The sequence below is a fragment of the Tumebacillus lacus genome (assembly GCF_026410385.1).
GTDB classification, from domain to species: Bacteria; Bacillota; Bacilli; order Tumebacillales; family Tumebacillaceae; genus Tumebacillus; species Tumebacillus lacus.
In genome coordinates this window covers 59,684-80,193 of the sequence record NZ_JAPMLT010000009.1, presented here as the reverse complement: position 1 = coordinate 80,193, position 20,510 = coordinate 59,684, and the positions used below count along the sequence as shown (strand labels likewise).

Sequence of the window (20,510 nt, the reverse complement as noted above, 5' to 3'; positions counted from 1 at the left end):
TGAGAATCAAAGGTCAAGCATTGAGTGTTTTGCTGGCGATGACGCTGGCGTTGCCGCTCCCGACCGCGCTGACCGGGGTACAGTTGGCGCAGGCGGAAGGTCCGACCGACCCGGCACCTGTGATTCAGGCCAAAGTGGTCAATGAGAACGCAGGCAAGAAAATTTTGTTTGACAACACCCACGGGCAGACTGCCGGGGCAGCCGACTGGGTAATCGACGGCGGTTTCTCCGATTTTGGCAACGGGTTGGCGAATCGCGGGTACTATGTGAAGGAATTGCGCAAAACCACGCCGCTGACGTTGGCCGACCTGCAAGGGTATGATGCGTTTGTCATCGGCGAAGCAAACATTCCGTACAAAGCGTCCGAACAAGAAGCGATGATCCAGTACGTCCAAGGCGGCGGCTCGATCTTCTTCATCGGCGACCACTACAACGCCGACCGCAACAAAAACCGTTGGGACGCATCGGAAGTGTTCAACGGCTACCGTCGCGGCGCATGGACCGACCCGGCGAAAGGCATGAACGCGGAAGAGCGCGCGTCTCAAGCGATGCAAGGCGTTACGTCGTCCGACTGGTTGGGCGAAAACTTCGGCATCCGCTTCCGCTACAACTCGCTTGGCGACGTCACGGCCGACAACATCGTGCCGCCGGCTCAGACGTTCGGCATCACGAACGGTGTCTCCACCGTCGCGATGCACGCAGGCTCGACGATGGCGATCCTCGATCCGAAAAAAGCAAAGGGTCTCGTCTACCTGCCGAAGACCAACGCTGCATGGCCGAACGCTGTAGACCAAGGCGTCTACAACGGCGGGGGTGTGGAAGAAGGTCCGTACGCGGCGATCTCAAAGCTCGGCGCTGGCAAGGCAGCCTTCATCGGTGACTCTTCGCCGGTGGAAGACGCGACTCCGAAATATCTGCGTGAAGAAAACGGCAGAACCAAGACGACCTATGACGGCTTCAAAGAGCAGGACGATGCGACGCTGCTCCTGAACATGGTCGACTGGCTGACGAAAAAAGAAAGCTACACCTCGTTCGACCAAGCAGGCATCGCGCTGGATCAGCCGACACCGCTGCTGCCGATCGAGGACCCGGCCGCTTCCACCGAACCGCAACCGGAACCGTGGGCAGCACCGGCTGCCGGCTATAAATGGTATGATCGCAGCACGTTTGCTCCGGGCTCCTTCGGTTCTGCAAACGTCGCTCCGGCCACTCCGACTTACTCGACGGTGAAACAGGCGACCCTGCCGAACGCAGAGGCGTTCCAACTGCGCATCGTCGCGGACAACCTGGCACCGTTCTCCACCGTCTCCGGCGTGAACTTCGGCATCTATCTGGCCGGCGGCACGCAGGTGGGGCAAATGCAAAATGCAGACGGCTCCTGGCCGACCGCATACGGCTACTCCTCGCAGTTCTCGCTGACCGCCGATAAAAACGGTCACGCGACCAAGGATGTCACCGTGCGCGTCAAGCCGGGCACCACGGGTGCGGCCAACCTGCGCGTGCGCGTCGGTTCCACCGCAGTCAAAACCGAGACGGTCAACATCGCCAACGTGCCGGCTGAGCCGTTGCCGGGCGACACCGTGCCGGTACCGGCGCTGATCACGCTGGCAGATGCCCGCACCAAATCCCCGGGCACTGTCGTCACCGTCGAAGGCGTTGTCACCACGCAGCCGGGCTCCTTTGGCGGCCAAGGCTTCTACCTGCAAGACAGCACGGCAGGCATCTACGTGTTCCAAACGGCGGCCGGCTACAACGTCGGCGACAAGATCAAGATCTCCGCTGCTCTGGAAGTGTACAACAATGAACTGGAACTGATCGATCCGGTCGCGCTGACCAAGACCGGCACGGCAGACGTGCCCACTCCGATCCTCGCAAACACGATCACCCCGGAAACCTACGGTCAACTGATCACGCTGGAAAACGTGACGATCCAAGACCTCGTACCGACCGGCACGTCCGGCACGTTTGAGTTTAACGCAGTCAAAGGTGACCTGGTCACCCGCGTGCGCGTGGACAACCGCACGGGTCTGTCGCTCAGCGGCTTCCCGTACCAAAACGGCCAAACGGTCAATGTCACCGGCGTGTCTTCCGTCTTCAAGACGGTCAACCAACTCAAGCCGCGCGGCTTGAACGACTTCACGGTCCCGGCCGACACCGTCGCTCCGACCACCGAAGCGGTGCTCTCCGGCACGGCAAACGCAAACGGCTACTTCAACCAAGACGTGACCGTCACCCTCAACGCGGGCGACAACGCGTCCGGCGTGAAGCAAACCGAGTACTCGACCCATGAAGGCATTTGGAACGTCTACTCCGGTCCGTTCACGATCAGCACCGAAGGCACCACCACCGTCCGCTTCCTCTCCCGCGACAACGCAGGCAACGCAGAAGAAGTGAAGACGATCACCGTCAACGTGGACAAGACCGCACCGACCACCGATGCGTCTCTGTCCGAACTGGCAGGTGCATACGGCTGGTTCAATAAAGATGTTACGGTCACCCTGACCGGCACTGATGCGACCTCCGGCGTCGCAAACACCGAAGTAAAAGTCGGCAACGCGGAATGGGCGGAGTACACCACGCCGATCACCGTCGGCACCGAAGGCTCCACCGTCGTCGAGTACCGCTCGACCGACAAAGCGGGCAACGCGGAACAAGCCAAATCGTTCACCGTCCACATCGACAAATCCGCTCCGGTCGTCACCTTGACCGACAGCGGCCGAGACGTGCGCAACGTCGCCATCGACGGCACCGTCACGTTTGATCTGACGGCGACCGACGCGCTGTCCGGCATCCTCACCGAGGAACTGTTCCTCGATGACAAGCGGATCGCCGACAACGCGCAATTGTCCGCGCTGGACCTCGGCCTTGGCGCGCACACCGTCCGCGCTGTCGTCACCGACCGCGCAGGCAACGTGACCACCGTCTCGTACTCCTTCCTGATCGAAGCGGACTTCCGCTCGACCAACGCGCTGGTGGACGGCTTCCTGGCTTCCGGCGATGTGAAAAACCAAGGGATCGCAAACTCCCTGCATGCCAAATTGGACGCAGCTCACAGTGCATTTGCCAAAGGTCACACCGACCAAGCGGCGAAGCACCTGACCCAACTGCAACAGACGCTCGCGACCTACCAAAAAGCGGGCAACGTCTCGGCAGCGGCTGCGAAAGCGCTGAACGATTCCGTTCAGTACATGCTGACCAACACGGTGAAGTAAACTGATGAAGAGCCGTTGCTCATCGCCTGAGCAACGGCTCTTTGACATTTCTGACGATTGTCGGTACAGTTGAGAAACTGATACATATTGAAGGAGGATGTTTTACGAATGGAAACCGCTCAACAGTTCCGTGACCTCGTGGCACGGATGAAGAATGTGGAAGAAGCGATCAACGTGATCTTCTGGGATCTGCGCACCGGCTGCCCGAAAAAAGGGGTCGAGCAGCGCGCCGAAGTCGTCGGCATGCTGTCTGGTGATCTGTTCAAACTGGGCACGTCCGAAGAGATGGGCCGCTATCTGGAAGAACTGAGCGCGCCGGACACGCTGGCGAGTCTCGACCCGATCACCCGCGCCTCCGTGCTGGAGCGCAAAAAAGAGTACGATCGCAGCAAAAAGATCCCGGCCGACAAATACCAAGCGTACGTCACGCTGACCTCCAAATCGGAATTTGCCTGGCAGGAAGCCAAGAAAAACAACGACTTCAACGCATTTGCGCCGTATCTGGAGCAGATCGTCGAGAGCTTAAAAGAATTTGTGGAGATCTGGGGCTACGAAGAAGATAAATATGACGCGCTTGTCCAACAGTACGAGCCGGAGATGACCGCCCGCCAGCTCGACGCGCTGTTCGGCCCGCTGCGGGAGCGCACGGTGGAGCTCGTCAAGCGCATCGGGGCGAAAGAGCAAGTGGAGCGCGGCTTCCTCAATCAACAGTTCCCGGAGGAGAAGCAAAGGGAGTTTTCGCACTACATCCTCAAACAGCTCGGCTATGATTTCGATGCGGGCCGTCTCGATCCGAGCGCGCATCCGTTCATGATCGGGCTCAATCCGGGCGATGTGCGCGTCACCACCCGTTACTACGAGCACGACTTGCAAATGGCGCTGTTTGCGACGATCCACGAGTGCGGCCACGCGCTGTACGAGCAAAACGTCTCCTCCGAGTTGAACGGCACATTCCTCGCGACCGGCGCGTCGATGGGTCTGCACGAATCGCAGTCCCGCTTCTGGGAAAATGCGGTCGGCAGAAGCAAAGAGTTCTGGGAGCGCTTCTACGGCGACCTGCAAGCCAACTATCCGGGCCAGTTTGACGACGTGCCGATGGAAGCGTTCTATAAAGCGGTCAACCTCGTCGAGCCGAGCCTGGTCCGCGTCGAAGCGGACGAACTGACTTACAACCTGCACATCATGATCCGCTACGAGATCGAGAAGGACCTGATCAACGGCGTGATCGAGGTCAAAGATCTTCCGGCTGTGTGGGAAGCCAAGTTTGAAGAGTACCTCGGCATCAAGCCGGACAACCACGCAAACGGCGTGTTGCAGGACATCCACTGGACGAGCGGGGCGTTCGGCTACTTCCCGACCTACACGCTCGGCAACATCTACGCGGCGCAGCTCGAAGCGGCGATGAAACAACAGCTGCCGAACTACAAGGACAAAGTGCGCGAGGGTGATTTCTCCGAGATCCTCGGTTGGATGACCGAAAACGTCCATCGCCACGGCAAGGCACTTTCGCCGCGCGAGATCATGAAGAAAGCGACCGGTGAGGAACTCAACGCGGCTCCGCTGATCGCCTATCTGGAAGAAAAGTACAAGACCGTATACGGTCTCTAAGTTTGACAGAATCACCTAATCGGTGATATTCTGATAGTGTCCAGATAGATTCTATTTGGATGTAAATCGCATCGCCGAAATGGGCGAGCAGGAGGTTTTTTCACATGCAAGGTACTGTTAAATGGTTCTCCGCAGAAAAAGGTTACGGTTTCATCGCAGTTGACGGTGGCGAAGACGTATTCGTACACTTCTCCGCTATCCAAGGCGACGGCTTCAAGACCCTCGAAGAAGGTCAAGCTGTTACTTTCGAAATCGTTGACGGCAACCGCGGCCCGCAAGCTGCTAACGTCTACAAAGCGTAATCAAACCTAAAAAAAACGCCAACGCTTCCGGATTTCCGGTCGCGTTGGCTTTTTTTATTGCCTGCTGTTTTCGTTTGCCGCTTGCTCTTTGCGGTGCGTGCGCAGGAAGAACAGTTCGTAGGTGACCGGCACGATGACCAAGGTCAGCAGGGTGGCGAACAAGAGACCGCCGATGACGACGACGGCGAGGCCTTTGGAGATGACGTTGCCTTCTGCGGAGGTCAGCGCCAGCGGGATCAGTGCGCAGATCGTGGCAAAGGCGGTCATCAGGATCGGGCGCAGGCGCGTTTTGCCCGCTTCGATCAGCGCGTCGCGGATCTTCATCCCCTGCTCGCGGTTTTGGCCGACGCGGTCGACGAGGACGATGGCGTTGGTGACGACGATGCCGATCAGCATCAGCACGCCGATCATCGCCGAGATCGACAGCGGTTCGTTCATGACGTACAGGCCGAGGACCGCGCCCACCGGCACAAAGAGCAGCGAGGACAGGATGATGATCGGCACTCGCGCTTGGCCGAAGGTGAACAGCATGACGAGGTAGACGAGACCGACGGCGACCAGCATCGCGAGGCCGAGGTCTTTGAAAGTCTGCGTGGTTTCGTCACTGCCGCCGCCTGCCTCCAAGGAGACGCCTTCCGGGAGTTCGACTTCCGCTTTGACGGCAGCGATGGTGGCGGCGGAGACTGCTTGCACGTTCGGCGCGTCGATGGTTGCGGAGACGCGGGCGAACACTTTGGCGTCAAACTTTTGGATCGTGGAGATCGCTTCGACTTCTTTGACGGCGGCCACTTCTTTGAGCGGGACCGGACCTTTGGTGCCAAAGAGGGTCAGGTCTTCCAGTTCGCTCTTCGAGGCGAGCGGACGGTCATAGACCAGTTCGACCGATTGGTCTTTGCCGTCGAGCGTCAGGTTGCCGACGGAGACCGGACGGGTCTGGTCGGCCGTCAAGCCGAGCACGGTAAAGGCGGAGACGCCGTAGTCGGACGCTTTTTGCGGGTCGATCTCGATGACCCACGTCTTTTGCTTTTCGCGCATGTTGTTCGTCACATAGCGCAGGTCTTCCCGTTTGGTGAGGAACTCCTCGACCTGTTGCGACGCTGCGATCAGTTTGTCTTGGTCGTTGGAGTAGAGGTCGATGTTGACGTTGTTGTTGCTCGGCGGACCGCCGGTGCTCATCTCCATGACGGAGACGGTGGATTTCTCCGCCGATTGTTTGACGATCTCGCTCATTTTGGCTTCGATGGCGTCGACTTCCTCTTGGACGACCGCATCTCCCTGCAGCGAGATGAAGTAGGAGGCGGTGTTTTCTTGCTTGAGACCCGTTTGGAAATTGCGGGAGCCAAGGCCGACGAAGACCGTTTCGACGGTGTCGTGTTCTTTGAGCATCTTTTCGATCTGCAGCGACACGTCGTTCGTTTTGGAAATGACGGTCGACGGCGGCAGGGTGACGGTCGCGGAGAGCAGCTTTTGCGACTCGTTCGGCAGGAAGACAAAGCCGAGTTGGCTGGTCAGGGACAGCGAGCCGACGAGCAGCACCAGCGAGACGACGTAGACGACCCATTTGCGGCGGAGCGACGCTTCGATGACGCGGGCGTAGAAGCGTTGAAGCGCGTCTTCTTTTTCTTCGTGCGTGACTTTGGAGAACGACAGTTTGGCCAGCACTGGCGTCAGCGTGATCGAGACGATCAGCGACGTGAGCAGGGCAAAGACGATGGTCAGCGCGAACGGCAGGAAGAACTCGCCGGTGATGCCGCCGACAAAGCCGAGCGGCAGGAAGACGACGATGGTCGTCAGCGTGGAAGAGGTGATCGCTTTGAGCATCTCGGCGGTGGCTTGGATGGTCAACTCCCGACGGTCCAGCCCCTCGCGGTTGTTTTTCATGCGGCGGAAGATGTTCTCGATGACGACGATGGAGTCATCGACGACGCGACCGACCGCGACCGCCATGCCGCCGAGCGTCATCACGTTGAGCGTGATGTTCGCCTGGGCGAGGAAGATCGCCGAGACGAGCAGGGACAGCGGAATCGAGAGCACGGCGATGATCGTCGCCCGGATGTTGCGCAGGAAGAGCAGCACGGCAAGCGAGGCGAACAGGGCACCGAGCAGTCCTTCTTTGATCAGCGACTCGACCGACTTTTTGATCGAATCCGCCTGGTTGAGGACGAGGCCGTACTCGATTTGGTCACTGTAGGAATCGAGGACCGCGAGCGTTTGGTCAGCCAGTTCGACCGTGTTGGCATCCTGTTTTTTGGTGACGGTCAAGGCGATCGACTCTTGGTCGTTGTAGCGGATGATCTCCGGTTTGGAGGTCGTTTTTTTGATGGTGGCGATGTCTTTGAGGGTGAGCGTTTCGTTGATTTTCAGCGACTCCAGATCGGCGACGGTGTCGAGGCTCTCCTCGACGCGGATCGGCACGAGGATCGAGTCGTTGACCACGGTGCCCGCCGGCATGGAAAGGAACTTGGTTTTGATCGCTTCTTGGACTTTGGAGAGCGTCAGGCCGGATTTTAACGCCTGCTCTTTGTTCAGCGTGATCGTGACCAGTTCTTTGGCGGTGCCGCCGACGGCGACGGAGTTGACGCCCGGGATCTTTTCCAATTCGGGCTGGATCTCTTCTTCCAGCAGTTTCTGCACGTCGGTGGAGCCTTTGGCGGTGATCGCCGCGTTGATGATCGGGAAGGAGCCGAAGGAGAAGCGGCTGACTTCCGGTTTGACCTCGGACGGCAGGACAGTCTTGCCGATCAGGTCCTCCACCTTTTGCTGGGTGGCGTTCATGTCGGTGTCAAAGGGGAAGGTGAGCTGGATCAGCGCGACGCTCTCAAACGTCTGCGAGGTGATCTGGTCGACACCCTCCACATTTTTCAGTTGCGATTCCAGCTTGCTCGTGACTTGCTTTTCGATCACATCGGGAGAAGCCCCCGGATAGACGGCCTCAATCGACAACTGCGGCACATCGATGTTGGGCAGCAGGTCGACTTTCAGCGACTGAAACGCATACGTGCCGCTGACGATCAGCAAAAAGGACAGGATAAAGATCGCGATCGGATTTTTGAGCGATACGCGAGTTAGGGCATTCATCTCGTGTCGTCATTCCTTCCCGGTAGGAGTGTCGTCCATATGTGCAAACTCACATATGATTCGAGATCATCTTATCACCATGTTCTGGTTTCGGCAAGTCTGTTTGTATAGATTTTGTATAAGTTTTACGAATCGGTGCAGAACGTGATATGCTCGTAGGGGCAGGAGGGATGAAAGATGGCCTTGCGCTATGCGGTGCTCGGGTTGCTTTCGAAAGCGGAGATGTCCGGCTATGATCTGACGCAGCGGTTTACGCAGGAGGTCAGTCATTTTTGGAACGCCCATCACACGCAGATCTATCGCGAATTGCAAAAGTTGGAGGACGAGGGCTTGCTGCATCATCAGGTGGTGGAGCAGTCGGACCGTCCGGATAAAAAGATCTACTCGCTGACAGATGCCGGTCTGGAAGCGCTGCTGACGTGGCTGTCGGAGAGTCCGAAGCCGCCGAAGATGAAAAATGAGTCTCTGCTGCGCGTCTCTTTGTTTCACTTGATCCCGCCGGAGCGGGCGATCGCTTTTTTGGAAGAGAGCAAGCGGGCGCATCAGGAGATCATCTCGCTGATGAATCTGTGGAAGCAAGAACATTTTCCTGACGATCACCCGGTGCCGCAGGAGATCGGTGAATACCTGACCATCGAGTACGGGACGCGCTTTGTGCAGACGTGGATCGATTGGTGCGAGTTTGCCATCGGGGTATTTTCAAAGCTGCGGTAGACAAGTTCCGGCGATTCCCGTCATACGCTTACCTGTAGAAGGGTGGACAGGGAGGCGGTCGGATTGCACGAGGCGCTGCTGGCGATTGAAATTTTGCTGATCTCGGCCATTCTCTCCGTGGACAACGCGTTGGTGATTGGACTTGCGACCCGTCATTTGCCGGAACCGATCCGTCAGAAGGCGATCTTCTGGGGCACGATGGGAGCAGTCCTGCTGCGCATTGCGTTGTCTGCGGTGGCGGTGGTGTTGATCAATACGCCGTATTTGAAGCTGATCGGCGGTCTGTTTCTGCTCTACATCGCGTTCAAGATGCTCGGCGATGAGCAGGAGATGCACGACATGCGCAAAGGAAAAGGGCTGATCGCGGCGATCCAGGTGATCATCCTCGCCGACTTTATGGTGTCGCTCGACAATGTGCTCGCCATCGTCGGCATCGCGGACGGCGATTGGTTTTTGCTCTCGATCGGGATCTTGGTCTCGATCCCTTGCATCCTGTGGGGCAGCCGCCTGATCGGGCGGCTGTTGCACCGCTATCCCATCGTGCTGTTTGCCGGGGTGGCGGTGCTGTCGTGGACCGGTTCGTCGATGATCGTCGAGGAGCAGTTTGTCGCCGCTATGCTCGCACCGTTGCAGGTGCCGGAAGGGGCGTTCCACGTCGTTTCGGTGGTGGCGACCGGTGCGGCTTCGTTTGTGTCGAAGCGAATGGCCTAAAAAACGGAGTCCCGTGCCGGTGCGCGGGACTCCGTTTTTTAGGCCTGTTCAGGGGCCGGAGAGGGAGATGGAGAACGGTTTGCAGATCGCCGACTGCGTGGCGCAGACCTCGAAATGTACAACTTCTGTACGAGCTACTTGAAACGCGACGGGCACGCCTTTGCTCTCGCCCGGGGCAACCAGCGGCGGCGGCAGAAACGGGCTGCCGGCCGGGGGCGGTCCGGCGAGGTGGCGCAGGGTAAACGTCTCCGGCACGGCGCTGTCGTTGGCGAGCGTCACGGTGTAGGTATACGTGACCGCATTTGGAGTCGGGACGCGGGTGCCGCTGACCAGCGAGATCTCGACGCTTGAGGTCAGCGTGGCGGTGGTGACCATGCCCGCCGTCAGCAGGAGAAGCACGATGACGACGATCCACTGCTGGCTGCGTTTGGGCGCGTCCGGTGCAAAGAGGTGCTGAAAGAAACCGTACGGGCAAACCATTTTACAAAAGTCCTGACGCAACCGGAGCAGCAGATAGCCGACGAACACTGTCAGCACGACGAAGGCGACCAGCAGGATCGTGGACGTGCCTCGCGTCAGGGCGGCCCAGACGGTGGCCGGAGCGGCGAAGTAGCTCAGCAGGGTGAACGAAACCAGCGGGGAGAGCAGGATGCCGACCGGGATGTCGAGCTTCCATTGCATCAGTTTGCGCAACCAGCGCGAGGTCGTGTTGTGCGGGCACATGTGCGAGCAGAACAGGCGCGGGCGGAAGAAAGACAGGCCGAACACGGTGAAGACGAGCAAGAGCACCGTCAAGAGCAGCGGCAAGGCTTCCGAGAACGGGAACCGGCGCGTGAACCAGTAGTAGTGACCGGTCGGAATGTCGATGCGAAACAGATTGAGATACGGGACGAGAAAGAACAGCAGGAAGACGAGCGGGCCTGTCCATTTGCGCATGGTCGACGCTCCTTTGTTTTGGGTAGTGGTTGCGAGTTCCGGGAACGCTAGGGCTGGAGGTGATAAGGATGATCCGAGACGTGATCGTGGTGGAAGATGAACAGGGTCAACAGCGCGAGTTTGGGATCGAAGGGCTGTTTGAGATGAACGACCAGTCCTATGTGTTGCTGGCCTCCGATGAGGACACGATGCTGATGAAGGTCGAAGGCGAAGGAGACGATCAAGAGCTGGTCGGCATCCAAGATCCTGAGGAGCTCCAATCGCTGCTCGACGCGTACCAACTCGCCGTGGATGCGGCGCCTGCAGAAGAAGGAAACGGCGACGTGCAACACGAACCCTCATAGGACCATTTCACGCAAAAGCCGTTCGGTGCGATACCGAGCGGCTTTTTTTGAGGAGCTATTTGCGCCGCAGGGGGAGAAAGCGCGGCTGTTCGGCCATCGCTTCGCCATAGGCGGTCGCCTCGCACAGCGCCCGCTCCTCGGCCCGGATGCGCACGCGCAGGACAAAGGCGTTGAGCAAGGTGAACAGCAGAGCGGTGTACACGGCTTGAAAGACCAGCGGCAGGGTCAGCAGTTCCAGGGCGACCACCGCATAGTTGGGATGGCGCAGAAACTGATACGGGCCGCGACGCACCGGCTCGCTACCGGGCAGGACGAAGATCCGCGTGTTCCAGAACCGCCCGAGCGAGGACAGCACCCAGACGCGCAACCCTTGGGCGACGAGAAAGACCGCCAGCGGCAGGCTCATCGGGACGGCATCTTCCAAACCCCTTGCATAGACTTCTGTCAGCAGAGCGAGGAAAAATCCGATGTGCAGGCAGACGATGTAGCGGTAGTGCTCCGCTCCGACTTCATAGCCGCCCAGCGAGCGGATGCAGGCGGCGTTGCGCCGCGCGATCAGCAGTTCGGCGAGGCGTTGCAGGATCACGAATAAAAAGAGGACCCAGAACCAAGACATGTGTCATCACCACCGCAGCAAGACTTGTTCGCAGGCAAATCCCGGTCCGAGCGCGAGGACAAGGCCGGGCTCGCCCGTTTCGTGCGTCTCTTGCAGTTCGCGCTCCAGCACGAACAGCACGGTGCAAGACGACATGTTGCCGTGAGCCTGCAGCACGTCACGCGAATGGCGGAACGCCTCCGCAGGCAGGCCGAGGGCGTGTTCATAGGCGGTGAGCACTTTGGCGCCCCCCGGGTGCGCGGTCAGGCGTTTGAGGTCTGTGATCGGCACGCCGCAGCGGTCGAACAGCCGCTCCACCTCCGGCCGCACCTTGGACTCGACGAGGCTTGGGATATCGCGGGAGAAGATGACGCCAAGGCCCTGCTCGTTCACATCCCAGCCCATGATGTCCAGCGTGTCCGGCCAGATCGTCGATTGCGAGGCGAGCACTTCCGCCCCTTTGACGCTGCGATGGCGAGCCGCTTCGCTGCCGAGCAGGACGACGGCCGCCGCACCGTCGCCAAACAGCGAGGTGGCGATCAGGTTGCTTTTGGAGCGGTCGGCGTGGAGGAAGGTCAGCCCGCACAGTTCCAGCGCGACGACGACGACGATCTCCTCCGGGTGAGCGGCCGCCAGATCGAAGCCGCGAGCGAGCCCGGCCGCACCGCCTGCGCAGCCGAGGCCCCAGATCGGTGTGCGCTTGAGATCGGAGCGCATCTGCAGGCGGTTGAAGACGTGAGCGTCGATGCTCGGCGTGGAGATGCCGGTCGATGAGACGAAGACGAGGTGGTCGACGTCCTGCGGGCTCAGGCCGAGCGGACGCAGGGCGTTTTGGATCGATTCGATCGCGAGCGAGATCGCGTTTGCGATGTACAGGCGGTTTTTCTCTGCAAACGTATGCCCTTCGCCAAACCAGTCGAGCGGCACGCAAAAGCGTCGGCTCTCGATCTGTGCCGATTCAAAGACGGTCAGCAGCCGGTCGATGTCGCGGTACGCGTCTGCGAACAGTCGGCGGGCGAACTCACGGGACGCTTCCTGCGCGATCTCGTAAGGGGGTATGGCAGTTCCAACCGATGCGATCACAGGGTTCATGAAATCCCTCTTCCCGAAATGTGTTGTCGATCCTATCTTTTCCAAAGTTTAGGGGAATATGTATGAGAAAAAGCTCCCTGTCCATATGGAGAGGGAGCTTTCGTCTGGGGTCAGCCTTGCAGGACGTTGAGGACTTCCTGCTCGGTCATGCCTTTTTTGAAATTGTAGGTTTTGGGTTGGATCTTGGTGTCGATGCCTTCTTGGGTGAGCTTTTGGTTGAAGGCGGCTTGGTCTGCGATCAGGCCTTCTTGTTTGAGGAAGGAGGTCAGGTCGTTGACGGTCATGCCGGATTGGAGCGTGAAAGAGACCGGCTCGTCTGTTTTCTGATCCTTTTTCGGATCGTTGCCGTCTTTGTCTTTGGCGGCGGTATCGGTGTGAGTCGGAACGGACGTACCCGGTGCGGTCTTCGCCTTCGACTCGCCGCTTTGGACCGGTGCCGGTTCGCCGGTCTTCGCTTCGTATTGTTCTTTGGTCAGGACGACGTAGCCTTCTTTGTTCGCTTGGGCGACGATGTCGTCACCCGGGGTGCCAAAGAGTAGGAACGCGACGACAAAGGAGACGGCCGACCCGACCGCGCCGCCGATCAGCACGCGGCTGAGTTGAAACGCGCGGGTCTGGATCGCATCGATGCTGTGTACACTCCATTGGTCGAGGTAGTAGGCGAATGTGATCACGCAGGCTGCCTTTTGCAACGGGAAGCGCACGGTAAACAGGCTCTCCCCGGCAGGCGCATGGCCGACGCGGATCACTTTGCCGTTCATCGCTTGCTTGACGACCAGACGGTCCAAAGCGTCGAGGTCGCTCGGCAGGTGATCCAGTTTTGCATCTAGGAACACGCGGTGTTCTGTCGTCAAAAGACCGTTCGGCAACGACGGGCAGCCGAGGTCTTGCATCGCTTTTTTCAGCGGTTTGCCAACAGTTTCGCGCAACAAGTCAAACGGTTGCGGTTGGTTCATCAATATATTGCCCCCTGTTGAGTAGAGTGCCCCCCAACTAGATAGTTAGGATTCTATTGTAACTTTACGGGGGTCATGGCGAAAGTGGTAGATGGTGGCGACAACGCAACATTCTATGACAAGTGCATAAGCGGCCCCGCTGCGAGAGAGGATAGGGAAGAACTCCACATCTCGCAGAGGGGGAATGTGACATGATGGGTCAAGACATGGTGATGGATACTCGCGAAGGGTTGATCCCGGTGGTCTTGGGCACGGCTGTCACCGCCACGGGCCTTGTGCTGCGCGGCACGGATAAAGTCGATCCGGCTGTCGCTTGGGGCGTGGCCGGTTTTGGACTGGCTCACGTGGTGCTCGGTGCGATCGATCTGTTTGAGCACCGCCGCTAAGCGAATGTGATGACGGGTTCGGCAACACAAAAAAGGAAGAGTCCTCTGAGGAGAGGCTCTTCCTTTTTATGTCTAAGCTCTTAAACTTCCGTGGTGTACGGCATCAGAGCTACGATGCGAGAGTTCTTGATCGCCAGGGTAACAGCGCGCTGGTGAGCTGCGCAGTTGCCGGTGATGCGGCGCGGCAGGATCTTGCCACGTTCGGAAACGTAGCGACCCAGACGGTTGATGTCCTTGTAGTCGACAACTTTTACTTTGTCTACGCAGAAGTTGCAGACTTTGCGGCGCTTGCCGCGGCGCTTCTTGTTGAAGCCACCCGGACGGGATTCGCGTTGTTCACGCGGTTGATGTTGACGTTCTTCGCGTTGTTCGCTCATGGAAGGAACCTCCTTGATCACTGATGGAATTAGGCTTTCGTAACTTCTTCTTTGACGACGGTCAGGTAGCGGATGATGTTCTCATCGATCTTCATCAGGCGTTCCAGCTCAGCCGGAGTGGTCGAGTTCGCTTCGTAGTTCAACAGAGCGTAGAACCCTTCGCGGTTTTTGTTGATCTCGTACGCCAGACGACGCTTCCCGAGTTTCGTGGTCGGAAGTACGTTGCCGCCTTCCTTCGCGATCACGCCTTCGAACTTGGCGATCACTGCGTCGCGAGCTTCTTCTTCGAGGCTCGTCTTGATAACAAGCATGGTTTCGTAGGTACGCATTGCGTGCCCTCCTTTTGGACGTTTGGCCCCCGTGGGAGCAAGGTATGCACGTTTCAAATGCACGAGAAACAGTATAGCACGGACAGGAGAGAGAATACAAGTGTGAGAATGAGAGGTTAGATGTCAGACGTCTGGACAAATTTTTGTTGCGAGGGGGTAGGGGGCGTGGTAGAGTAGGAGGTGAGATGGTAAGGGTATACTTAGTAGGAAGAGTTTTTGTGTTTTGTGTGATTTGAAACCGTTTTCAGCAGTTGAAAGGGGATCTGGTGATGACTCAAAATTTGGTGCGCACGTTGAATTTGAAATCTTATACGCACGGGAATGCTTCCGAGCGTGCGAAGTTTGCGGATGAGTTTGCGGCTGGTCTGAAAGAGACCGGATTTATTACGTTGGAAGGTCATGGGATTGACCCGAATCTCATCAAGAACAACTATGCGCTGTTTCAGGAGTTCTTCTCGCTTGATGAGGAGACGAAGCGGAAGTATGTGACGGTTGTTTCCGGGCAGCGCGGGTATACGCCGTTTGGGAAGGAACATGCGAAGAACCGGACGGTCGGCGATCTGAAGGAGTTTTGGCATGTTGGCCAGGAACTGCCGGTCGGGCATCCGCTTCATGGGACGGACGATTATCCGGCGAATATCTGGGTGGAGGAATTGCCGGAACTTCGCAAGCAGGCGTTGAATTTGTATTATGAGCTGGAGCGTGTGGCTCGCAATATGCTGGAAGCGTTGGCGCTGCATTTTGATCTGCGGTTGAATTTCTTTACCGATATGATTCACAACGGCAACCATGTGCTGCGGGCGATTCACTATCCGCCGCTGGAGGAAGGGATGGACCCGAATGCAGTGCGGGCGGCGCAGCATGAGGATATCAACTTGATCACGTTGCTGTGCGAGGCGACCGCTTCCGGGTTGGAACTGCTGACTCGTGAAGGTGAGTGGTATCCGGTTGAGGCGTTGAAAGGGCAGATCGTCGTTGATGCGGGGGATATGTTGCAGCGCGTCACCAACGGTGTGATCCCGGCTACGACTCATCGGGTGGTCAATCCGAAGGGGGAAAATACGTCGCGGTATTCGATGCCTTATTTTGTGCATCCGTACAGTGCGGCTCTGTTGGAGACGATTCCGGCTTGTGTGACGGAGGAGAATCCGGAGAAGTGGGAAGCGATTACGGCGGGGGATTTCCTGTATGAGCGGTTGGTTGAGATTGGGCTTGTGAAGAAGAAGTAGGCGTTAGTCTGGTGACGGCGGGGGGAGGGGAGGTCCTTTGCCCCGCTCAGACATTTAAGACGGTGTCGTAAAAAACTCGCTCCTCCAAAGGACCTCCCCTCCCCCCGCCTGCGATTGTCTCGGTGGCGGGCGGGTGGGGCCTGACGGCGGAAAAGAAAAGGAAGAAGGTGTCCCGGTTTTTGGGGACACCTTTTTTATTTCTTTAGGGTGTTGCGGAGGGTGGTTTCGTCGACTTTTTTTTGGATGAAGGAGAGGATGATGGCGTGGCGCTTTTGTTTTGTTTTTTGTTTGTTCATGTTGTTGGCCCCCAGAAAGAAAATCTATCCATCGAGATGGTTCGGAGGTGTGGCGCGTTTTTTGTCGGTTGGGCGCGGATTTTGTCAAAATGGGTAGGTGAGGGCGTCCTCGCGGCGGATGGTCTTTAAGGTGCTGCTCAGAACCTGTGCGGTCTCGCCGAAGCCGCCGTGGGTGTGCTGGCTGAAGGAGAGATGCAAGGTGCAGGCGTCGACGGCGGAGGTGCAGGTGACATCCGTGCCGGAGGTGACATGGGCACCTCGGGCTGCCGCCCAGATGTGGGCGAGGTTGGCCGATTCGACGGCGTAGCGCTCCATGCCGAGGAGCGGCACGTCTTCTGCCGCTCCTTCGAGGCCGCGGGAGATGAGGTAGAGCAGGGATTTGCGGTAGATGGAAAAGAGGGTGTAGCGATAGAAGCGGACGGGGATGCAGGCGTCCGCTTTTTCTTCGTCGTCGGTCAAGGTGTAGAGGTAGAATTCGGCGATGCGCTGGGTGGGGGCGGTGATCTCCGGGATGTAGGTGTCGTCGAAGTAGGCGAGGGAGCACGCTGGGGCGTAGAGGGAACAGGTGCGGATCGGGAGGTCGATCCGGTGGGTGCGCAGGTTGCGCAGCAACTCGCCGAGGACGAGCGCGCCCGCGCTGTGGCCGACGACGTGGAACTCGGGATGGAGGTTGCGGGAGCGGAGGGCGGTGAGGAGTTGGGTGAGAAACTGCCAACCGAAACCGCCGTCGCCAAAGACGCGGCTTGCACGCTCTTTGCAAGCCGACCACCCGCCGGAGAAGCCTTTGGCGAGCTCTTCGATGGTCTCGTCGAGGGGGCCTTCGCCTCGGAAGATGTGGGAGAAGAAACGGGTGTGTTGGGGCGCGACGGGGTCGAAGATTTCGCTGACGAGGGAGTTGCCGACGTCTTCGAGGATGTCAAAGAACCCGGATTCCCAGATGAAGAAGACGGGGTAGATGTTGTTTTGCAGGTAGTTGCGGTATTGGCGCTGCATGATCTGGAGGGCGCGGGCTTCGTCGACGAGGCCGCCGTGGCAGTAGAAGAGCAGGCGCGGCGGGGTGTTTTGGTTGTCTTGATGGGCAAAGAAGTCGAGGATGTTGGCGATGACCGATTGGAGTTGTTCGGGGCTGCTGTGGACTTGGCCGCTTTGGGACGGCTGGCCGTCCCGGTCGGTGTTGATGATGTAGCGGGTGCGGTCGCGGAATTTGAATGCTTGGTTCATGAGGAAGGTCTCCTTTCGCAGTTCAGAGTTGTTTTTTGATGCTTTGCCAGCGGATCTTGCGGCCGCTGAAGGTGATCCAGAGGATCACCGGGGAGAGGAGGTTGAAGGTGAGGACGATGAGGACGATGCCCCAGACAAACCAAGGGGTGTTCAGGACGTGGACGTAGACCCAGTTGTGATAGAGATCCATTGGCGTTCCTCCGGATACGCAGTATTTGGATTAAGTTGCCCTGTTTTTGGAATGATAAGCAAAACGATGGAAAAAGAGGGTTGGTTTGGGATGCGGGATGTTGGGGAACTTCTCAAGGAACGCGTGTCGACTGATCTGGCCGACAATGTCTGCTGTGTCGAGGATGTGTTGGGCGGGAACGCCGATTTGATCAAGCGCGAGTTTGTGTATCACGAGCAGCGGAATTTGACCGGGATCGTGTTTTTTGTGGATGGCTTGGTGAGTCCCAAGGAGATCGACCACAGCATCATGCGTCCGTTGACGATGCATACGGCGGAGTTGGAGCGGTTTCAGCATGCGCATCTCGGGCCGCAGTTTGCAGAAGAGATAAAGAAGCATGTGTTGACCAATACGGGAATTCTGTTGTTTGACAAGATAGATACAGCGATCAACGGGCTGTTGTCGGGGGATACGGTGCTGTTTTTGGAAGGCTGCGGAGAGGGGTTTCTCATCTCGACGAGGGGGTGGGAGGCCCGCTCGATCGATGAGCCGACCACGGAACCGGTCGTCCGCGGGCCGCGCGACGGGTTTACGGAGAATATCCGGACGAATACGGCCCTGATGCGCCGGCGGATCAGGGATGCGAATCTGCAGATCGAGGGTCTCCAGATCGGGGATCGGACGCGCACGGATATCAATGTGGCCTATATCAAAGGCGTCGTGCGGGAAGGTCTGGTGGAGGAGGTTTACAAGCGGCTGCAGAGCATTCGGATCGACGGGATTTTGGAGAGCGGGTATATCGAAGAGTTGATCGAGGATGCACCGCTGTCGCCGTTTACGACGATCCAAAGTACGGAGCGACCGGATAAGGTGGCGTCGTCGCTGCTGGAAGGGCGCGTCGCGATCTTTGTGGACAATACGCCGTTTGTGCTGATCTTGCCGACAACGTTTTGGCAGTTTTTGCAGGCGAGCGATGATTTTTATTCGCGGTATTGGGCCGGGTCGTTTTTTCGGTTGGTTCGGTTTATCGCGTTTTTTATCTCGCTGACGTTTCCGTCGATGTATGTGATGCTGGTGTCGTTTCATCAAGAGATGATCCCGACGGCACTTGCCTTGTCGATTGCGGCCGGGCGCGAGTCTGTGCCGTTTCCGGCTCTTCTCGAAGCAATGGTGATGGAGGTGGCGTTTGAGCTGATGCGTGAGGCGGGGCTGCGCATGCCGCGTCCGGTCGGGCAGGCGGTGTCGATTGTCGGGTCGCTGGTCGTCGGGCAGGCGGCGGTGCAGGCCGGGCTGGTGTCGCCGACGATGGTGATCGTGGTGGCGATCACGGGGATCTCGTCGTTTGCGATCCCCAATTATGCGGCGTCGTTTTCGATCCGGGTGTTGCGCTTTCCGCTGTTGCTGGCGTCGGGGGCGCTGGGGCTGCTCGGATTTGCGGCGGTGTTTTCGCTGTTGGTGTTGCATGCGCTGTCCTTGCGCTCGTTCGGACAGTCCTACCTGTCGCCCGCGGCGCCGTTTCAACCGTCCGAGCAACAGGATCTGGTGCTGCGGATGCCGATCTGGATGATGAATCGACGGCCGGCGGTCGCGGGGGCGGATGATACGAGGATGGGCCCGAATCAGATGCCGGCTCCCCCCGATGAGGAGGGGGAGGGAGACGAGAGTGCGGAATCGCGGATGGCGGATGAGGAGGAGGCGCCAAACGCTGGCAAAGGGAAGCGAAAGGGGAGTCGGCCGTGGAGAAGCGGAAAGTCGTAAAGGGAACGACGCTGGTTCTGTGGCTGGTGATCTCATCGCTGCTGATGACGGGGTGTCTGGGGTCGCGTGAGATCGATGATTTGGCGATGGTGATGGCGGTCGGGCTCGACAAAGGCAAGGAGCCGGGCACGATCAAGGTGACGGCGCAGATCGCCCGTCCCGGCGATGTGCGCGGCCAGACCGGAGCGCCGACAGCCGGGACGGGGCAGCCGATCTGGACGGCGAGCGCGGAGGGGCGGTCGATCTTTGAGGCGATTCGCAATCTGGCTCGCTATTCGTCAAGGCGGGTGTTTTGGGCTCACAATCAGGTGATCGTGATCAACGAGGAGGTGGCTCGCGAAGGGGTGAGCGAGATCATCGACTTTTTTTCGCGCAATCATGAGTTGCGGATGCGCACCTGGGTGGTGGTGACGGAGGATGAGGCCAGTCACTTGATCACGACAAAGACCGGTCTTGAGGTGATCCCCGGCGTGTCGATGGACAAACTGTTTCGCTACAGCGAGATCGTGGCGGAAGCGCCGCGCACCGATATGAGAACGTTGCAAGCCGCCTATCTCAGCCGCACGACGCATCCGGTGCTGGCTCGCGTATCGCCGAAGAACCGACAGATCTCCGCCAAGGCGAACGGGGAGTTTGGGTCCAATCCGCAGGTGGAACTGTCCGGGACGGCGGTGTTTAACCGGGACAAGATGGTCGGCTGGCTGTCGACCAAGGAGAGTCACGGGCTGCTCTGGTTCGTCGAACATGTGGAATCACGAGTGATCACATTGCCTTGCGCAGGTCAACGGGAGCGCAGTTCGACGCTGGAGATGAAGAACGCGAAATTTCAGGTGAAGCCGGTGTATGAGAAGGGGAAGGTCGAGTTCGACGTGCGGGTGAAGGCCATGATCGATCTGGTGGAACTCGGGTGCCCCGATGTCGAGGATCAGTATGTGTGGATGCAGCAAGCGGAGAAGGAGGCGGCCGATCTTCTGCGCGGGGAGATCGAGAGTGTGCTGGAAGCCGCTCAGAAGCGCTATCACGTGGATTTTCTGGAGCTCGGCAAGGTGTTTGAAAATCACTACCCGGCCGAGTGGCGGCAGATGGCGCAGAGCTGGGACGATGCGTTTGAAAAGGCGCAGGTGCGGGTGACGGTGGAAGCCAATATCAACAGCCCGGTTTTGCTGCACAAGGCGACAAAATCAAGGAAGTGATCTC

19 protein-coding genes are annotated in these 20,510 nt (G+C 58.5%); 10 read left to right on the top strand and 9 right to left on the bottom strand.

The window, feature by feature from the left end; all coding sequences use genetic code 11:
- Positions 1 to 38: 38 nt before the first annotated feature.
- The 3 genes from OS242_RS14655 to OS242_RS14645 all read left to right on the top strand — a co-directional run bounded on the left by OS242_RS14655 (position 39) and on the right by OS242_RS14645 (position 5,122).
- Positions 39 to 3,212, top strand: a complete 3,174-nt coding sequence (locus OS242_RS14655; protein ID WP_267152528.1) for an OmpL47-type beta-barrel domain-containing protein — start codon at positions 39 to 41, stop codon at positions 3,210 to 3,212.
- 108 nt (positions 3,213 to 3,320) lie between these two features.
- Positions 3,321 to 4,820, top strand: coding sequence for a carboxypeptidase M32 (locus OS242_RS14650; RefSeq protein ID WP_267152437.1), 1,500 nt, complete (start codon positions 3,321 to 3,323; stop codon positions 4,818 to 4,820).
- Positions 4,821 to 4,924: 104 nt separating this feature from the next.
- Positions 4,925 to 5,122 (top strand): cold shock domain-containing protein, encoded by a 198-nt coding sequence (locus tag OS242_RS14645; protein ID WP_267152436.1) that lies wholly within the window; start codon positions 4,925 to 4,927, stop codon positions 5,120 to 5,122.
- 54 nt (positions 5,123 to 5,176) lie between these two features.
- Here OS242_RS14645 and OS242_RS14640 read toward each other — a convergent pair whose 3' ends face one another.
- Entirely contained in the window at positions 5,177 to 8,200 is a 3,024-nt protein-coding gene (locus OS242_RS14640; RefSeq protein ID WP_267152435.1) for an efflux RND transporter permease subunit, read from the bottom strand.
- 177 nt (positions 8,201 to 8,377) lie between these two features.
- Here OS242_RS14640 and OS242_RS14635 point away from each other — a divergent pair, with 177 nt between their 5' ends.
- Positions 8,378 to 8,914, top strand: coding sequence for a PadR family transcriptional regulator (locus OS242_RS14635; RefSeq protein WP_267152434.1), 537 nt, complete (start codon positions 8,378 to 8,380; stop codon positions 8,912 to 8,914).
- A 63-nt stretch (positions 8,915 to 8,977) separates the two neighbouring features.
- Positions 8,978 to 9,625, top strand: a complete 648-nt coding sequence (locus OS242_RS14630) for a TerC family protein (RefSeq protein ID WP_267152433.1) — start codon at positions 8,978 to 8,980, stop codon at positions 9,623 to 9,625.
- 48 nt (positions 9,626 to 9,673) lie between these two features.
- Here the strand turns inward: OS242_RS14630 and OS242_RS14625 are convergent, their stop codons facing one another.
- Positions 9,674 to 10,561: a 4Fe-4S binding protein gene (locus OS242_RS14625; RefSeq protein ID WP_267152432.1), complete on the bottom strand. Its 888-nt coding sequence runs from the start codon at positions 10,559 to 10,561 to the stop codon at positions 9,674 to 9,676.
- Between the two features lie 68 nt (positions 10,562 to 10,629).
- Here OS242_RS14625 and OS242_RS14620 point away from each other — a divergent pair, with 68 nt between their 5' ends.
- Positions 10,630 to 10,905, top strand: coding sequence for a DUF1292 domain-containing protein (locus tag OS242_RS14620; RefSeq protein WP_267152431.1), 276 nt, complete (start codon positions 10,630 to 10,632; stop codon positions 10,903 to 10,905).
- Between the two features lie 55 nt (positions 10,906 to 10,960).
- Here the strand turns inward: OS242_RS14620 and OS242_RS14615 are convergent, their stop codons facing one another.
- The 3 genes from OS242_RS14615 to OS242_RS14605 form a co-directional block, all read right to left on the bottom strand.
- Positions 10,961 to 11,521, bottom strand: a complete 561-nt coding sequence (locus tag OS242_RS14615) for an isoprenylcysteine carboxyl methyltransferase family protein (protein WP_267152430.1) — start codon at positions 11,519 to 11,521, stop codon at positions 10,961 to 10,963.
- Positions 11,522 to 11,527: 6 nt separating this feature from the next.
- The gene (locus OS242_RS14610) at positions 11,528 to 12,592 is read right to left on the bottom strand and encodes a type III polyketide synthase (RefSeq protein WP_267152429.1); all 1,065 of its coding nucleotides are present in this window, start codon (positions 12,590 to 12,592) and stop codon (positions 11,528 to 11,530) included.
- A 110-nt stretch (positions 12,593 to 12,702) separates the two neighbouring features.
- Positions 12,703 to 13,548, bottom strand: coding sequence for an MltG/YceG/YrrL family protein (locus OS242_RS14605; RefSeq protein ID WP_267152428.1), 846 nt, complete (start codon positions 13,546 to 13,548; stop codon positions 12,703 to 12,705).
- 212 nt (positions 13,549 to 13,760) lie between these two features.
- On the opposite strand from OS242_RS14605, the gene OS242_RS14600 reads away from it, so the two are divergent.
- The gene (locus OS242_RS14600) at positions 13,761 to 13,934 is read left to right on the top strand and encodes an asparagine synthase (protein ID WP_267152527.1); all 174 of its coding nucleotides are present in this window, start codon (positions 13,761 to 13,763) and stop codon (positions 13,932 to 13,934) included.
- Positions 13,935 to 14,014: 80 nt separating this feature from the next.
- Here OS242_RS14600 and rpsR read toward each other — a convergent pair whose 3' ends face one another.
- Complete coding sequence (gene rpsR, locus OS242_RS14595) at positions 14,015 to 14,311, bottom strand: 30S ribosomal protein S18 (protein WP_267152427.1); 297 nt, start codon at positions 14,309 to 14,311, stop codon at positions 14,015 to 14,017.
- A gap of 29 nt (positions 14,312 to 14,340) precedes the next feature.
- Positions 14,341 to 14,640 (bottom strand): 30S ribosomal protein S6, encoded by a 300-nt coding sequence (gene rpsF / locus OS242_RS14590; RefSeq protein ID WP_267152426.1) that lies wholly within the window; start codon positions 14,638 to 14,640, stop codon positions 14,341 to 14,343.
- Between the two features lie 269 nt (positions 14,641 to 14,909).
- On the opposite strand from rpsF, the gene OS242_RS14585 reads away from it, so the two are divergent.
- Complete coding sequence (locus tag OS242_RS14585; RefSeq protein WP_267152425.1) at positions 14,910 to 15,869, top strand: isopenicillin N synthase family dioxygenase; 960 nt, start codon at positions 14,910 to 14,912, stop codon at positions 15,867 to 15,869.
- A 380-nt stretch (positions 15,870 to 16,249) separates the two neighbouring features.
- On the opposite strand, the gene OS242_RS14580 is transcribed toward OS242_RS14585, so the two are convergent.
- Positions 16,250 to 17,386: a hypothetical protein gene (locus OS242_RS14580; protein ID WP_267152424.1), complete on the bottom strand. Its 1,137-nt coding sequence runs from the start codon at positions 17,384 to 17,386 to the stop codon at positions 16,250 to 16,252.
- A 22-nt stretch (positions 17,387 to 17,408) separates the two neighbouring features.
- Positions 17,409 to 17,576, bottom strand: a complete 168-nt coding sequence (locus tag OS242_RS14575) for a hypothetical protein (RefSeq protein WP_267152423.1) — start codon at positions 17,574 to 17,576, stop codon at positions 17,409 to 17,411.
- 90 nt (positions 17,577 to 17,666) lie between these two features.
- Here OS242_RS14575 and OS242_RS14570 point away from each other — a divergent pair, with 90 nt between their 5' ends.
- Both OS242_RS14570 and OS242_RS14565 read left to right on the top strand, forming a co-directional pair.
- Positions 17,667 to 19,313 (top strand): spore germination protein, encoded by a 1,647-nt coding sequence (locus OS242_RS14570; protein WP_267152422.1) that lies wholly within the window; start codon positions 17,667 to 17,669, stop codon positions 19,311 to 19,313.
- The gene (locus tag OS242_RS14565) at positions 19,292 to 20,506 is read left to right on the top strand and encodes a Ger(x)C family spore germination protein (protein WP_267152421.1); all 1,215 of its coding nucleotides are present in this window, start codon (positions 19,292 to 19,294) and stop codon (positions 20,504 to 20,506) included. Before OS242_RS14570 ends, OS242_RS14565 begins: the two co-directional genes overlap by 22 nt.
- Positions 20,507 to 20,510 lie beyond the last annotated feature (4 nt).